Source organism: Paenibacillus sp. TAF43_2, from assembly GCF_052113545.1.
Classification (GTDB): domain Bacteria; phylum Bacillota; class Bacilli; order Paenibacillales; family Paenibacillaceae; genus Pristimantibacillus.
Genome location: NZ_JBFRDK010000146.1, coordinates 1 through 16136, shown reverse-complemented (window position 1 = coordinate 16136; position 16136 = coordinate 1). Strand labels below are relative to the sequence as shown.

The following is a 16136-nucleotide window of genomic DNA, read 5'->3' as shown; positions in this document are numbered from 1 at the left end:
ACGGTACAGTGAACATTCTTCTCGCAAAGCTGGATCTCATAGAGCACCCCATAAATTTTCTATCCATCCCTGAGTACTTCTGGTCGATTCTAGTAAGCGTCAACGTGTGGAAGGAGGTTGGGTTTGCAAGCATTGTGTACCTAGCAGCCATTGCTGGAGTAGATCCAACGCTGTATGAAGCTGCATCAATAGATGGAGCAAGCCGATTTAAGCAAATTTATTTAGTGACACTTCCATGTATAACCCCAGTGATTATCATCTTCATGATATTAGCCATTGGCGGGATCCTTAGTGCTGGATTTGAAGATATTCTATTGCTGGCCTCCAATCCAATTCTCAGAGAATATTCAGATGTCATAGATACCTATGTTTATCGAGTCGGCATTCAAAATTCACGGTTCTCTTATGCGACAGCTGTTGGTTTGTTCAAATCTATTATTAGTGTTGTTTTGCTGCTAATAGCGAATAGAGTGGCACGCAGGGCGGGAGTTAGTCTTTGGTAATTCATTTTGCAAAATAAAGGGGGGAATGCAAGCATGAGGCTTAGTACAGGCGATAAAGTATTTCACATTTTGATATATGCAAGCCTGATCATTTTGGGGATCGTGATGTTCTATCCTTTCTGGAATTCTCTAGTTATTTCCTTTAATGAAGGAAGAGATACGGCACTTGGCGGAGTTACGATCTGGCCGAGGGCATTTACACTTGAAAATTATAATGTTGTATTCAAGGATACTCGATTGTTGAATTCCTTCTGGATCTCGGTGATGCGTACAGTGATCGGCACGATTCTGTCCGTATTCGTTACGTCGCTGCTGGCATACGGGATGTCTAAGAGAGATCTACAGCTACGGAACTACTATATGATTTTCTTCATTGTAACGATGTTTTTCAGCGGCGGATTAATTCCGACCTTCCTGCTGGTGCGGAACCTTGGATTGATGAATACGTTCTGGGTCATGATTATTCCGGGATTGATCAGTGTTTACCATATGATCATTTTCCGTACCTTTTTCTCCGCACTTCCCGATGGTCTGGAAGAATCCGCGAAGATCGATGGATGCAGCAATTACGGAATCTTTTTTCGAAYTGTTGTGCCTATATCGGGTCCAATTATAGCTACCATCGGATTATTTACGGCGGTGGGTCATTGGAATGATTGGTTTACCGGAGCCATTTATATTTCCAAGGATGAGCTATTGCCCATTCAGACCTTATTAAGGCAAATTATGAATTCGAATATTATGACAGAAATGTCGTCCGGCAATGCAATCGCAATGGAACATATCAACAGAAACCGAAGCATAACGACAAAGTCTCTTCTGATGGCTACGATGATGGTTGCTACTATTCCCATCATTCTGACCTACCCTTTCCTGCAGAAATATTTTGTCAAAGGGGTATTGATCGGTTCGATAAAGGGATAGTCCCAATAAAAAAAAGAAGGTAGGGGAAAAAATGAATACAAGATTGAGATGGGTGTCGTTATTGATTGTCCTGATGGTTTTTCTGGCTGCTTGTTCAAACAACAACAATGGGCCGCAAGTATCGAACAACCCGGATAATTCCGGAGGAAACGACGGTCCAAAGCCGGTAACATTTTCATTTTATGGTCATTATGATTGGTTAACTACGGCACCTTGGGCGGATAACGAAGCAACCAAATGGATTTTGGACAACAAGAAAGTTACCGTTAAGCCGATTCAATCTGGCGGCGCATCGGTAGAGAAGCTGAACACGATGATTGTCTCTGACGATTTGCCAGATGTCATATTTACGGATCGCGGTGCGACAGTCGATCGCTTGGTTCAAGCACGTAAGCTTGTGCCGCTTGATGAGTATTACGATAAGTATCCCAATTTCAAAAAGTATGTGAAGGAATCTACGCTCAATCTGCTTCGTTCCGAGGATGGAAAGATCTATCAAATTCCAAATTGGTATACATCGGGAACCTTTGGGAACGGCGGATGGATGGTCAACATAGAAATTTATAATGAACTTGGCAGGCCGAAGCTGGAAACATTCGATGATCTATACAATTACTTAATTAAAGTCAGAGACACGTACCCAGATGTTGTACCGCTTGAAGTTGGGGAGAAAGGCGCAGGCTTGGAATTGTTGTACGGAGGTTTCAAAGAAGGTGTAACTAGCAAATTCATCGGCATGAGAGGTTATCCGGRAGGCGACAAGCTAGTCTCGATCTATGAGGACTCTGCATTTCAGGAAACGATGAAGTATATTAGCAAGCTATTCCGAGAGAGATTGATTACCCAAGATGCCATTACACAAACCCAGGATGCAGTCAAAGAAAAAGTAAACACAGGCCGAGTGGCTGTTATGGTCGAATCGAATATTACAACTTACGGAGCAGAAGGGCATCGTGAATTGACTAAGGTTAAACCAGACGGTGGTTACGAAATTATTTGGCCGATTCATAAAGCTGGATTGGACAAAAAGAATATTTTTGTGAGTGGATTCGAGAGCTTAGGATGGAATGTCAACGTTATTACGACCGAAGCCAAAGATCCCGAAGCAATCTTCGCTTATTATGACTGGCTTACTGGACCTGAAGGACAGAAGGTTCTATTCTTCGGACCGCAAGGCCTTTATTGGGATGAGCAAAATGAGGACGGATCGCCAATTCCGAATGAAAACTATAAAAGTGGGGACGTCAATAAGCGTTCGGAAACGATGAGAAAATTCGAAGATTTCAACTGGGCGGGCAACACGACCTTTATCGATAAAGCCAAGGTAAGCCTGGAGATGGCCTTGTCGGAGAAGCTAAGATCATGGGAGACGATAGCGCAAAGCTCTGTCACTTGGGCGACATCAAAGGACATTACCGAATTCGTCAATGTGGATCCGCTGCCTGATTCAGAGCTCGGCATTATCTCACAGCAAATCTCTGATATTTTCACAGTAGCCTTTGCAAATATGGTATTTGCTAAATCTGATGATGAGGTCGCATCCATCATGGAGAAAACAGCAAATGACGCAGAAAAAGCAGGGCTGGAGCGGCTGCTCGAATTTAAAACCGAGAAATGGCAGGCGAATGTTAAGAAAATTAATGCCGAATATTGATTGGAGCAAGGTGTAACCCAGATCTACAATAGGGGGGCCGGAGCATGAGTCAATTAAAATCATATAGGATCGTTGCATTAATGCTCATTTTTAGTATGTTATTCACTTCATTTAGCTTTGCAGCAGAGGCAGAATCGGAACGGGATATTGTCAATCATTGGGCTAATAAGGAATTAACAGAATGGATGGATAAGGGTTGGTTGAAAGGCTACGGGGATGGTTCAATTCAGCCGAATCAGCTTTTAACAAGAGCCGAATTTGTAGCGCTTGTTAATCAATCCTTTCAATTCACGAATGAATCGGAGCTGACCTTCCAAGATGTGCCTAAGCATAGTTGGTTTTATCAAGATGTTGCAAGGGCTGTCGCAGCGGGTTATATCAGCGGCAAGAGTGCAAAGCAATTCGCGCCGCGAGAGTTCATTACAAGGCAGCAAGCGGCTGTCGTCATAAATCGGCTGCTTCAATTGCAAGTGGACAAAAATGCAGCGATGATGGAGTTTTCGGATAGTGAACAATTTGCCGAATGGGCCAAGGAAGCTATTAGTAATGTGGTCATTCACGGAATAATGCGCGGTTATAATTCTGCAAACATATTTAAGCCTTTGAATCCATTGACACGTGCGGAGTTGGTGGTTATCCTGGATCGCTCGCYGCAAGTTAAATTAAGCCAGCTTCCCATCAAACCGGAAAACGGGAATGTTGGTGGGAACGGTAATAACGGCGGCAATAATGGAGGGAACGGCAACGGGGGAGTAACCTCGCCAGTTAAAGAAGAGAATACGCCTTTCAAAACCGAGATCACGGTGCGAACGGTTAACCAGTTTCGGAGTGCAAGTGACGTAGCGGACTTTGTTGAGCAAGCCGTTAAGTACAATGTGGATATTATTAATATGAGTGTCAAGCAGGACGAAGACGATGAAGTGCCTTCAGGCCATGTATTTTACAACAGTGCGATCGCCCCCATAGCCGATGGCTATGAGAGCTTTGATGCTCTTTCCCAAGTGATCACGCAGGCGCATCTGAAGGGTATCGAGGTTCGTGCATGGATTCCTCAGTTCCATGATCAGGCAGCCTTTCATAAGGATCCTAGCTGGCAGATGCACGCTTTAGTAGACGGTAGTGCAGTTCCTTATACTGGCTCGAATGGCAGCGAGTATTTCGTCAACCCGATCCATCCCGATGTTCAAGCTTATGAGCGCTCAATTATTGAAGAGGTCGTAAGCAATTATGATATAGATGGCGTTGTTCTCGATTGGTTAAGATTCGATAATTACAATATGGATGTAAGCAGCTACACGGTTAACCTATACGAGAGCATATACGGATATTCGCCGCTTGAGATTAACTTTGATGAAGATTCTACTCGCAGGAATGAATGGAATGAATGGAGAACGGATCAAATCGGCGGCTATGTGCAGGATGTTCGTGAGGATATCGATGAGATTAAAGCGGGCATGGAGCTGGGCGTTTTCATTTTGCCTCCGGAATTCGTAGAGGTTGGCCAAAATGCTTCGAAGTTCAAGGATGCAGTAAATTTTGTCGCTCCGATGGCTTATTTCGATGATTGGGGATTCGATGAGGAATGGGTCTATGATAAGAACGGGATTTTATCCGATACATCGTTTCTTGTCGGTTCTGGAGTAGCGATCGTGCCGACGCTCGATGACAATTGGACGGATGACGAATATCAAGCGGTGTATGGCGGAATTCGAGAGAACTTTTCTGCAATTACACATCTCTCTTACTTTAATTATGGCGCTTGGGATTGGAATGTGCTTAAGGCAATCGATGCGAGAAGAGCTTGGCCAACTGCAGGCTGGGAGCCGCCTGTGGAGCATGATTATGATGCTGTTCTTCCACAGCCTTGGAAAGCTAGAAATATCGGGTTGAAGTCTGGCGATGCATCCTATAATGCAGCGGACGAGACATTCACGTTAACAGGAAGTTCAACCGATATTTGGGGAAATAATGATCTATTGAATTATATTTATAAGCCATTGCACGGGGATGGGGAGATTRTAGCGCAAGTGACTGTAATGGAAGAAATGAGTGAGTGGGCCAAAGCAGGCTTGATGATTCGTGAGACGCTGGACGTGGACGCCAAGCATGTAGACATGATGGTTACCCCAGTTAATGGAGCTACCTTTCAATATCGGGAAAATGAAGGGGGAGGCACCGTCGATCAAACGATGGATGGGAGTCCGCCATTGTGGCTTAAGCTGAATCGCAGCGGCAATGTATTTACCGGTTCAATTTCAGATAATGGAATGGACTGGACGGTAGTCAGCAGTTTTGAAACGATTATGAATGAAGATGCCTATATAGGCTTGGCACTCAGCAATCCAGCTAGTACAAGTGATAATAAGGCAGTATTCACTAATGTTCAGGTTATCGCAGGTGATGAAGGAAAGTAGCAAAAACCATGTTGTATAGATCGGAACTTCTTACACGCTCCGCTGGGAGCGGGTGTAAGAAGTTCTTTTCTTTTTTCTAGGTTTGAAATGGAACGCTGGCGCTTTAGTCTGTCTTAATACTTATAAAATCTGATTAGGAGGATAATTCCTAAATCTCGAACTCCTATTCCTGAAGGAGCTGATCTTTATAATCTGTCGGGGATTTACCTGTAACGAGCTTAAATACTTTGGTGAAATAGTGCCGATCTGTATAACCTGTAATTTCAGAAATTTCTTTTAGAGGCATCTCTGGATGAATTCGCATGAGCTCCTTCGCTTTATTAATGCGGAGAGTAGTTAAATATTCGACAAAGGTTTCTCCATGATGCTTGCGAAATAGATTTCCTAAATGGGTGCTCGAAATTTGAAATCGATCCATAATATGAGTCATTGARATTGTTTCGCTCAAATTTGCGGATAAATAGTCGGAGATTTGTTCAATTAATCGGACTCCTTTGTTACTGGCGGGGTCATGGTCTTCAAATCGGAAAATATGCGATAGCAAGTTCCAGATATCCTCAGCAGCATTTGAATAGGAGTAGGCGGATTCAATGATTTCCTCCATTTCTTTCTCCGTTGTGATACTTGTGAGGGGTTCTAATGTGCGGAAATGCTTTTCTAACCATTGAACCATTTGCTTGCCATTTCTTTGTATATAGAGGTTCGGACAGGAGTGCTCCTCCCACTGCTCAAACCAATGGAAGATAATTTTTTTTAACAGCTTCCAATCCTTTTTATCCACCGCAATAACAATTTTCTTCTCATCGGTGCTGCTTAGGAGCAAATTGAGTTTTTCTAAAGTTGGTTGTTGCTCAGATAAAAAGATCGTCTTGGATTGTCCAATGACCAGTTGATGGTACAGCTCATCGTGAAGCTGGTTCGCAACCTGGTGAAGCTGCCTGATATCGTTAAAGCTTCGGCTAACGGCGATGGAAGGGTGACTGCCTGAACCGCCGATCATCAGTACAATTTCCTCAGCAAGTTGTTTAATCCTCTGGTCGCCGCATTGATATAATCCGAGGATAATAAATCCCCTTTTGAAATCATTTCTTGAAACGATCCAAGCCTTCTCGTTCTTTAGCAATAAAGGATTTGACGATAATTTGTTGTGAATTTCTTGCTCYGTCAGAGAAGGAGATCGTTCCTTGTCTTGTAAAGGTGAAGGTTTGTTGAAGCAAAAAACATAATAGCTAGAGAATGGAAAGCACTGCTGTAAAGTGGTTTGGATACTTCCCTCTATACTCTTGTTTTCGAGCAATTCATTTAATAAAGATTGCTGCTGAAGATAGGATTCCATGCTGATGCGTGTGTTCGTCTTATCTAATAATTGTTCGATAATTGTAGGATCAACCGGCTTGACGAGGTAATCCTCCACATTGGCCCGAATGGCATCCCGGGCATATTCAAAGGATGAGTAACCGCTCACGATTACGACGATGATATGAGGCCAATTTTGCCGAATGATGGCTGCAAACTCGATCCCGTTCATGAGCTGCATCTTAATGTCGGTAAAGATTAAATGGGGTTGAACGGTCAGTATGGCTTCCAGTGCCTGGCTAGCGCTAATACATTGGGCGACAATCTGGGTCTGCTCTCTTTTGCTAAAGTCGCTGTTTTCAATTACTTCTTTAAGATGATCCATGTAGAAGGGTTCATCATCAACAATCATAATCCTCATGGCAGCCGCCTCCATTACATGATACGTTAGGGAACTTATGTTAAAGTTTGATGTAGCCATGGAAACATACATAGGCTCCGCAATCCTCGTTATTGCCGAAGGAGAATTGATATTGCTCCTTGAACATGAGCTGAAGTCTAGCAATCGTATTCACTAGGCCCATTCCTCCAATTGAAATAGGCTCGTTTAATGTTTGATTATTTTGAATGCGTTCAAGATAGCCTTGAATGTTGTGCTTCAACGTTTCCAAAGAAGCAGGGTCAAACCCGACACCATTATCACTGATTCGTATCTCCCACTTATTTCCGATTATTTTACCGATAATTTGAATTTTCAATTGTTTATCGCTATCCGATAAACCATGCTGAATGGCGTTTTCTATAATAGGCTGAATCATTAATTTGGGAATTTGAATATTTAAAAGCCATTCAGGAACTTCTATATCATAATGTAGCCGGTGTTGATAGCGAGATTTTAATAGATCCAAATAATGCTGTGCGAATTCTAGCTCCTCACTTACGGTTGTGATCGACGAGCCGGAGGAAATTGAATATCGTAAGAATTGAGAAAGTTTTCTACTTGTGTCCGATACAGCCTTTTGCTGGCCTCTATCTGATAAAACGGTAATGACACCTAACATATTAAATAAAAAATGAGGATTGATATGAGCTTGAAGCACATCGAATTTTGCTTGCATTTGCAAGGTTCGGAATTGAACAGTCTCCTCAAGACTATCTTGTAAACGCTGGTTCAAGGCTAGAAAGGAACGGTTAATAATTTCGATTTCACCCATATGAAATTTATTTTCAATAAAGGCTTGATTGGTTTCACCTAAATTAATAGAATCAATCGCTTTTTTTAGCTTTTTAAGAGGATGCGTTAAAATTTTGGCGAGAATAAAGTAAACAAAAACCGAGATGGCAATAAGGAGTAGAACGCTTATGATCGTGACATTACGAAATAAGAGCAAAGGCGCAAATAATTGGGATTTCGGAATAATGGCCACAATGGTTATGCCTGTTTTCTCAGAGGTCTGGTACATGAAAAATTCATCTATTCCCTGTTCATTAGTCATGAACCCGTTCCCTGCACTTGCTATGCCAACCTTATTAAGGATAGCAGATAGCTTGTGGGAAGAGGTTTCTGTAGGAAGGGGAGTAGTCGAATAAAGAACCTGGCCTGCTTGCAAAATCATAATTTGTTTATCGTGCTTCGAATCTAATTCCTCTACATGCAATAAATCGGAGGCTTTGAATTGGATTTCAAGAAAACCAACGGGATGCGAGTCCCAGCTGATCTGACGCAGAAATGAAAAGACGGCTTCGGAATCACGGGATAGCCATCTGTCCTTCTCCGAAAAATTCAACAAGGAAGAGCCCTTCGCAGCTTGAACATTCTTAAATCCATCATTCGCAAGGATGGTTTGCATAATATCTACGTCAGCTTCGTTAGTTGAGTAGAAATCACCTTTTGACGTAAACAAATTAATCCTATGAATCGTTTGATAGACGGCAGCATTCAAGTAAAGGGAGTTTTGAATGGCCTTTTCGGACTGTAACGTTTCGGTGGGACTCGTATTTTTGAGATAGGCGATAGAGCTTAAATATTGGACGGCAGTATAGCTGGAATTGTCACGATTAATATATAGCTGGGTGGTTACGTTGTTATTAATGGTGGAATAAACATCCAGAGAATTGGAGTAACCGCTTACAAGCTTGTCCACATTTTCTTTTAAATTGGTTTCAATATTATTTTTCAAATACACATACATCGGAGTGCTGATAATGAGTGCAATGACGATGAGGACAAGCGAATAAGTCACATATAATTTCGTTTGTAAATTTTTGAAAGACAGCATAGACGACCTCCCCGTTCAGTATAACACATTAAAAATGCAGCCTTGGCCAGTGTGAAATATTTCCCCTAGTACTTTCAAATTCGCCATTTACGATAAGAAGCAAAAAACATAACATTGGTTTTGTAAGCATTTACATCACAAATTTGGAGGAATGAACATGAGGGGTCTCACCACAAAGAGAACGCTGTTATGGATGGTAATGGTTCTTACCTTGCTTGTTTTAGCAGCTTGTGCAGGAGCGAAGAATAACGGTAATGCAACGAATACGCCATCGGAGAGCACTGCTGCTCCAACTACAGAAAATGCATCACCATCAGCACCGATAGAAAAGGTCACATTAAAAGCACTTATGCACACGAGCTGGTTAAAGGGCGGTATGGAAGCTGTACTGAAGGATGCATCTGAAAAAATGGGCTTCACTTTAGAAATCGAGAAGCTTCCAGAGGGTACTGATGGAGATAATCTAATCAAAACTCGATTTGCTACGAATGACAAGCCGGATTTATTGTTCTTCTATCCAGCTGTTAAAGAAAGCGACGGCTTAGGTAAGCCAGAGGAGCAATTCGTTCCGCAGGACGATCAACCCTGGATGGCTAACTTCAACAAGGATATATGGATAGATGCATTTGCTTCGTCGGGGACCTTCTATGCTGCTCCTTTCGGGGGATCAAATATGGCAGTTATGATATATAACAAAAAGGTTTTTGAAAGCTTGAATTTGCAAATCCCAACCACAATGGAAGAATTCTGGGCCTTATCTGAGGCGGTTAGTAAATCGGGGAAGGTTCCGGTGTATTTGTCGGCCAAAGATGCGTGGACCTTGCAAATTCCATCACTTCAATCCGGTGCGGCACAGGATAACCTGCAGGAAATAACAAATAATGCATATACGAATAAAGGAACGATGTCCGATTTTACTGCCAAGAGACAAGGCATTACGTTCCTTAAGGATGTTGTTGATAAAGGTTATGCAAACAAAGACTTTTTATCCGATACGTATGATAATGCACAGAAAGCTCTGACAAATGGAGATGCAGCTATGTATCCGATGGCTACTTGGGTCATGAGCGACATTTCTACGAAATTCCCAGATCAAGTCAATGATATCGGATCATTCCTAATTCCCTTTAATGATACAGGTAAGAATATGGCCGGGATTTTCCCGCCAAGTGCAGTGTATGTAGTAAAAGGAAGTAAGCAAGAAGCAGCACAGAAGTTCGTCAACTACTTTGAATCCGTAGAGACTCAGAATATTTATTTCGGTGCTGAGGGTGGTATACCTACGATTAAAGGGGTTACGAATACGCTACTGACACCTGCCGAGCTTGATGCTCAGAAGCTTGCAGAAGAAGGGAGAGCCGGCCCAGTTGGTGTCAGTCCTTCAAGTGGCATTACTCAATATGCAGCTGGGGATTATCCAGCCTTCCTTCAGGATTTAGTAGCAGGCGCGAAAACTCCTGAGCAGGTGCAAGAAGCGGAACAGAAAGAATTAGTGAAAAACGCCAAAGCCAAGGATGATCCAAACTTCAAGTAAAGCTTGCTAGAAATAGTCGATAGGAAAAGCAAATTTGGAGAGTGTTTCTGAAATAAAGAAACTCTCTCTCTTTTTTGGAGGGCAACTAAATGCTGAAGCGTCATTACTACAGGTACTCTATGCTAGCTCCAGGTYTCTGTATCTTTTTAATCTTTTTCGTGTGGCCAGCCATTTCAAATTTTTTTTATGCCTTCACCAATTTAGACGCGACCTTTCATTACACGCGGCTCGTAGGGTTTGAAAATTTCATTTCCCTATTTGATGATTCGAGCAGTTCCATTGCATTCAAAAATACGTTTATATTCACAGTGGTCACCACAGTCGGTAAAGTCGGACTTGGATTTATATTAGCTAACTTTGTGAATCAAAAGCTGAAAACGACAAATTTCTTGCGCTCTGCCCTTTTCTTTCCCGTTATCTTAAGCCCGATTGCTGTATCACTGGCATTTACAGCCCTATATCATCCAAGCCGCGGATTTATCAATGTGTTATTGGAGAAACTTCAGCTTGGTTTTCTAACCCAACAATGGCTTACAAATAGCCATATCGTGATGTATTCCATCTCCTTTGTTGAAATATGGAAGTGGACGGGATTAACGGTCATCTTGTTTCTGGCAGCACTTCAGACCATTCCGAAAGAGATGATTGAAGCCGCCAAGATTGACGGAGCAACAAATTGGGAGCAGAAGAGGCATATTATATTCCCGATGATTCTCCCCGTTGTGAATACCAACATTATTATTTCGCTCATTGGCGGATTAAAAGTATTCGATATCGTTTATGCGCTTACTGGAGGCGGTCCAGGGAATGCTTCTAGCGTAATTAACACAATGATCTACAAAAGTTTCTCGCAAGGAAGAAATGGGGAAGCGACTGCCGCTAGCTTGTTATTGTTTGTGATCATTCTCGYCCTTGTATCCATAACGAACAAATATCTAAATAAAGACAACAGAGGGTGAGTGGAATGCGAGTATTGCGTAAAACATTATGGGAAGCTCTATCTGTGTTCATTAGCTTTATTATCGCCATTCCTATCTACTTGGTCGTTGTGAACTCCTTCAAAACACAGGCGGAGGCTTCAGATTTAGGATTATCCTTTCCGTCGAAATGGAACCTATGGCATAACTATTCAGATGTGTTCGTAAATGCCAAGATTCCTCAGGCATTATGGAATACAACGATTTTAACTGTCATTAGTGTATTCTTTATCGTTATTTTCTGTTCACTGTCCGCTTATTTCATTCAACGGAGAGATAACCGGGTGAGCAGGCTGCTGCAAACGGTTATTATTGCCGGCTTAATATTGCCTTCCTCCATTATTACGACGTATATGCTGATGTTTGATTTGCATCTGGTTCGTACTTATTTAGGCGTGATTTTGCTTTATATTGCTGGGAATTATGCTTTTCTAACCTACGTATACATCGGTTTTTTTCATAGCATTCCAAGAGAATTGGATGAAGCCGCAATGATTGACGGAGTTAGCCCTTACGGCTTGTTTTGGAAGATTATTTTCCCATTGCTGAAGCCGGTAAGCGCCAGCGTCCTAATTATTGCATTTATGTCGGTATGGAATGACTTCACTACCCCGTTTTATTTCTTAAATACGGCGAGCCGCTTCACCTTAAGCTTGACCGTATACTTTTTCTTTGGTCAGCATTCCTCGGATTGGAATCTGGTTTTTGCTGACTTGGTTATGGTATCCGTGCCGGTCATTCTATTGTATCTATTCTTGCAAAAGTACATCGTTGAAGGCTTAACGGCAGGGGCAGTGAAAAGTTAAATGGGAGGGTGAGGTTTGCTAAATGTCAGTGCATAACGTGAAACAAACAGCGGAGTCACTCGTGTTTGTGGGGCAAGAACAGCAGCAGCTGCGATTCCACCCGATCGTCAAAGGAAGCTTGAGCTTAAGAACACATACGAATTCCGAGCATGTGGAGTCGGTTAGTTATAAAGAAGGAAAGGATTTTATTGTTGATTATGAAACTGGGCTGATTGCAAGAACGGTCGCAAGCAGTATACGGGATTGGGCTGACCATGTATTTTTTCAGAAGCCGAACTTTGATCATCATTTGTTTGAGGAATACAGCAATCACAGTTTCACTGTGTTTATTGACTACGAATATGAGCGGGAGCAACATCATTTTAATGTTAGAGTGGGCATAGCGGCTAGTCGCTTATTAAAAAACACGATGAAAAAGCTTAATGCCGGACAAGAAGCGGTTTATGTGGTTTTTGGTGACAGCATTAGCGAAGGCGGAGAGGCAAGTGAGGATAGCTATACTTTTTATCAACGTTTTGCGCATCGGCTATCTGCTATAAGCTCGGGTGGAAACCTTCGTGTTGTTAATAAAGCAATTGGAGGAGAAACAAGCACGGGAGGCGCAGCCCGCATAGAGCAGGATATTGTGTCTAATCAACCCGATCTTCTAACGATAGGCTACGGGATGAATGATCAGAATCTATTCGAGGGAGAAGTGGCAGTACCTTATGCTATTTACGAGAGTAATATTCGAACGATTATAGAATCTACGATGCGGAGCTGTGAAACAGATATTGTGCTTGTTACGCCTTGCGAGCCAAATCCATTGTGGAAATATACGAGTGGGCTGATGGATGGTTACGCTGAAGTTCTTCGTCGTTTGGGGAAGGAATATGATATCGGCGTTGCCGATGTGAATGAGATATGGAAAAGAGAACTACTAGCAGGAAAAACGCCGGAGAGCCTTCTTCTCAATAATATTAACCATCCAAATGATTATGGCCATTGGCTTTATTATCAAGCATTTTTACATCTAATTGAAGGGTGATGCTGTCCTATGAAAGCTTTGCAAATTACAGGAGCGAATACGTATACCATTTTAGACCATGATATTCCGCAGCCCCATGATGATCAGGTATTAGTCGAAATAACGATGGTGTCGACTTGTCCGCGCTGGGATATGAATATGATGGCTGGCCGCAATATGTTTAATTATAATGAATCTCCCGATTACCCATTACCCCCGGGGTTTCCAGGACATGAGCTGGCTGGTGTAGTCAAATCGGTGGGAAAAAGCGTGCGTACGCTGAATGTGGGGGACCGTGTGGCTGCCCTTGAGCATTTGGATGGTAATGGGGCTTATGCGCAGTATTTATGCTTCCGTGAAGAGGAGCTCATCAAACTGCCAGATCACATCTCTGATAAACAAGCAGTATCGCTTGAACTATTGAAATGTGTAGTAATTGGAATCATGCAATTTGGCGATCTGCGGGGCAAATCTATCGTCGTGTCCGGTCTTGGACCTGCGGGAATGCTGGCCATTCAGGTGGCGCGCCTCTGGGGGGCTTCACGTGTTATCGGAGTGGATATTAATGAAACGCGAGTACGACAGGTTCAAGAGCTTGGACTTGGCGAGACTTGCCTTGTCGATGAGCTGCAGGGTCAGCAATTCAATTTAGGCTACGATTGTGTCGGGGCGGCCGCTTCTGTGCAAAATCTGATTGAGTACGTAGATGAGCATATCGTTATATTTGGTGTTCTTCGCGGAGATGTGAAGTATCCGGAGCATCTGTGGTACAAGGGAACGAAGCTGGAATCTTATAAATACCGCAATGTTGGTCCAAGGGATCATGAGCTGCTGATCGACCTGGTGGGGAATAAGAAATTAAACATGGAATGTCTGCAAACTCATCATTGTACGTTTGATCGGTATCAAGAAGCCGTTGATTTATTAAATAAGCAGGAAGCGATTAAGGTATATTTTTATCCACAAACCGATTTCGATAGTTAAGTCCAATATACAAGGCGGAGGGGATCTGGCAATGAAAGGCTATGGTGTTGTATTCGTTGATAAAGGCAAGGTTGAATATCAAGAGGTAACCGTTCCTGAGCTAGAGAGTCGTGATATCGTCATCGACGTGGAGCATTCCTGGATTAGTATTGGAACGGAATCTTCCTTCCTTAAGGGCGAACGAATCGCGGGAGAAGTCCCATACCTTGAGGGTGATGCTTTGCCATTTCCACAGATCAACGGCTACCAAAAGGTCGGTACAATTAGAGCGTTGGGTGATCAGGTAGAGGGGTTTCAAGCAGGTGAGCGTGTTTTTGCCACGGTAAGCAAAGTAAAGGGGATGGCATTCAACGAGGGAGGCCATGTCAGCCCTGCAGTAACGGATGTTAGCCAAGTATGGAAAATTCCAGACGGGATGAGCGCTGTGGCGTTTGCGGGACTTGTGCTTACGCAAGTTGGCTATAATTGCGGCTCTCGGCCACCGGTGAAGAAAGGGGATCAGGCCATCGTCATTGGCGACGGTCTTGTCGGTCAGTGGGCAGCTCAAACCTTGATCCATCGGGGGGCTAAGGTTACCGTGCTGGGCCGTCATGAGGATCGGTTAGCGCTTCTTCCGGATGAAACATTCTCCATTAACACTTCCAAGAATGACGTAAGCGAGCAGCTAACTTCGCTGCATGCTGATCTTTCCATTATTGTTGATACGGTAGGCTCGCTCACGGCGGTCTACGAATGTCTTCCCTACCTGTGTCATAACGGACATCTGGTATCAGCGGGGTTCCTAGGGACGGATGGCAGAATTGATATCCAATCGCTACGGGAGAAGGAAGTTACTCTTCACAATCCCTCGGGCTGGGATAATCAAAGAATGAATGAGACGATTCGTGGGATAGAAGAGGGCTGGCTGCAGACGGAAAAACTCATTACGCATCAGTTTCCGGCGGATCAAGCAGTAGAAGCATGGAATCTAATTCTGGATAAAAATCAACCCTGTTTGGGTGTGGTTTTGAACTGGGGTGAGTGATTCTATGGACGACTTATATGTAGAAGCTCCAAATATCGGCAACCGGTATCGTGAGGAACAAAAGCTTGAATACGAGCTCTTCATCGAGCGTATGCGTGCAGCCGGGGATCAGAATCGGGCGGAGTTCTTCCGTCCGAACACCTCATCGATAGATGCATATGAAGCGGAGCTAGAACTCTATCGAGAGAAATTCAAAGCGATGCTAGGGTGGCCGCTGWGTGATCCCGCACTCGATTCATCCATACCTAATGCTCGGGTTGAATTTGTTGCCCAGGATCGTTTAAGCAAAATTTATAGGGTTATCGTTGAAGGGGGATATGGTCTGACGACGTATGGCCTGTTATTCTTGCCGCTGTCGGAGGGGCCGTTTCCTCTCGTGATCTCACAGCATGGAGGAGCAGGTACGCCGGAGTTATGTTCCGGTTTCTATGGTCCTACGAATTATCATGATATGACGCGGAGAGTACTCCAAAGGAGCATCGCTGTATTTGCGCCACAGCTTCTGCTCTGGAAGGAAGGGGAATATGGTTCTCCGTATGACAGACTGTCTATCGATAGACAATTAAAGCAGGTAGGCAGCTCGATTGCTGCGGTGGAAATTTATAAAATTCAGCGGAGCCTTGATTATTTATTATCACGGGATGATATCGCCGCTGACCAAGTCGGTATGATCGGTTTATCTTATGGCGGGTTTTATACCCTCTTTACGGCAGCAGCGGATACTCGTATTAAGGC

The 16136-nt window shown here is 43.3% G+C and carries 13 protein-coding genes; 11 read left to right on the top strand and 2 right to left on the bottom strand.

The features are described from left to right. From AB4Z17_RS24690 to AB4Z17_RS24675, 4 genes are all read left to right on the top strand, one after another. The coding region (locus tag AB4Z17_RS24690) for an ABC transporter permease subunit (RefSeq protein WP_441962688.1) at nt 1-503 on the top strand (503 nt) is incomplete at its 5' end. A gap of 33 nt (nt 504-536) precedes the next feature. Further along, the gene (locus AB4Z17_RS24685) at nt 537-1427 is read left to right on the top strand and encodes a carbohydrate ABC transporter permease (protein ID WP_441962686.1); all 891 of its coding nucleotides are present in this window, start codon (nt 537-539) and stop codon (nt 1425-1427) included. A gap of 31 nt (nt 1428-1458) precedes the next feature. Next, on the top strand, nt 1459-3081 hold the full coding sequence (locus AB4Z17_RS24680; protein WP_441962684.1) for an extracellular solute-binding protein: 1623 nt from the start codon (nt 1459-1461) through the stop codon (nt 3079-3081). A 44-nt stretch (nt 3082-3125) separates the two neighbouring features. Next, the gene (locus AB4Z17_RS24675; protein ID WP_441962683.1) at nt 3126-5495 is read left to right on the top strand and encodes an S-layer homology domain-containing protein; all 2370 of its coding nucleotides are present in this window, start codon (nt 3126-3128) and stop codon (nt 5493-5495) included. Nucleotides 5496-5658: 163 nt separating this feature from the next. Here AB4Z17_RS24675 and AB4Z17_RS24670 read toward each other — a convergent pair whose 3' ends face one another. Then, the gene (locus AB4Z17_RS24670) at nt 5659-7212 is read right to left on the bottom strand and encodes a response regulator (protein WP_441912194.1); all 1554 of its coding nucleotides are present in this window, start codon (nt 7210-7212) and stop codon (nt 5659-5661) included. Between the two features lie 40 nt (nt 7213-7252). Then, nucleotides 7253-9070: a sensor histidine kinase gene (locus AB4Z17_RS24665; protein WP_441962681.1), complete on the bottom strand. Its 1818-nt coding sequence runs from the start codon at nt 9068-9070 to the stop codon at nt 7253-7255. Nucleotides 9071-9227: 157 nt separating this feature from the next. On the opposite strand from AB4Z17_RS24665, the gene AB4Z17_RS24660 reads away from it, so the two are divergent. From AB4Z17_RS24660 to AB4Z17_RS24630, 7 genes are all read left to right on the top strand, one after another. Beyond that, entirely contained in the window at nt 9228-10604 is a 1377-nt protein-coding gene (locus AB4Z17_RS24660) for an ABC transporter substrate-binding protein (protein WP_441962679.1), read from the top strand. Nucleotides 10605-10693: 89 nt separating this feature from the next. Beyond that, nucleotides 10694-11563, top strand: coding sequence for a carbohydrate ABC transporter permease (locus tag AB4Z17_RS24655; RefSeq protein ID WP_441962677.1), 870 nt, complete (start codon nt 10694-10696; stop codon nt 11561-11563). Between the two features lie 5 nt (nt 11564-11568). After that, entirely contained in the window at nt 11569-12387 is an 819-nt protein-coding gene (locus AB4Z17_RS24650; RefSeq protein WP_441962675.1) for a carbohydrate ABC transporter permease, read from the top strand. A 22-nt stretch (nt 12388-12409) separates the two neighbouring features. Further along, nucleotides 12410-13414 (top strand): SGNH/GDSL hydrolase family protein, encoded by a 1005-nt coding sequence (locus tag AB4Z17_RS24645; protein ID WP_441962674.1) that lies wholly within the window; start codon nt 12410-12412, stop codon nt 13412-13414. Between the two features lie 9 nt (nt 13415-13423). Further along, nucleotides 13424-14377 (top strand): zinc-dependent alcohol dehydrogenase, encoded by a 954-nt coding sequence (locus AB4Z17_RS24640; RefSeq protein ID WP_441962672.1) that lies wholly within the window; start codon nt 13424-13426, stop codon nt 14375-14377. Between the two features lie 31 nt (nt 14378-14408). Continuing rightward, entirely contained in the window at nt 14409-15401 is a 993-nt protein-coding gene (locus AB4Z17_RS24635; protein ID WP_441962670.1) for a zinc-binding dehydrogenase, read from the top strand. A gap of 4 nt (nt 15402-15405) precedes the next feature. Next, a partial coding sequence (locus AB4Z17_RS24630; protein WP_441962668.1) for a dienelactone hydrolase family protein occupies nt 15406-16136 on the top strand: 731 nt, incomplete at its 3' end.

Bases quoted from the DNA above. Each gene is read 5' to 3' on its own strand.
- AB4Z17_RS24665 (WP_441962681.1), bottom strand. From the start codon at position 9,070: ATGCTGTCTTTCAAAAATTTACAAACGAAATTATATGTGACTTATTCG.
- AB4Z17_RS24660 (WP_441962679.1), top strand. From the start codon at position 9,228: ATGAGGGGTCTCACCACAAAGAGAACGCTGTTATGGATGGTAATGGTT.
- AB4Z17_RS24650 (WP_441962675.1), top strand. From the start codon at position 11,569: ATGCGAGTATTGCGTAAAACATTATGGGAAGCTCTATCTGTGTTCATT.
- AB4Z17_RS24645 (WP_441962674.1), top strand. From the start codon at position 12,410: ATGTCAGTGCATAACGTGAAACAAACAGCGGAGTCACTCGTGTTTGTG.
- AB4Z17_RS24640 (WP_441962672.1), top strand. From the start codon at position 13,424: ATGAAAGCTTTGCAAATTACAGGAGCGAATACGTATACCATTTTAGAC.
- AB4Z17_RS24635 (WP_441962670.1), top strand. From the start codon at position 14,409: ATGAAAGGCTATGGTGTTGTATTCGTTGATAAAGGCAAGGTTGAATAT.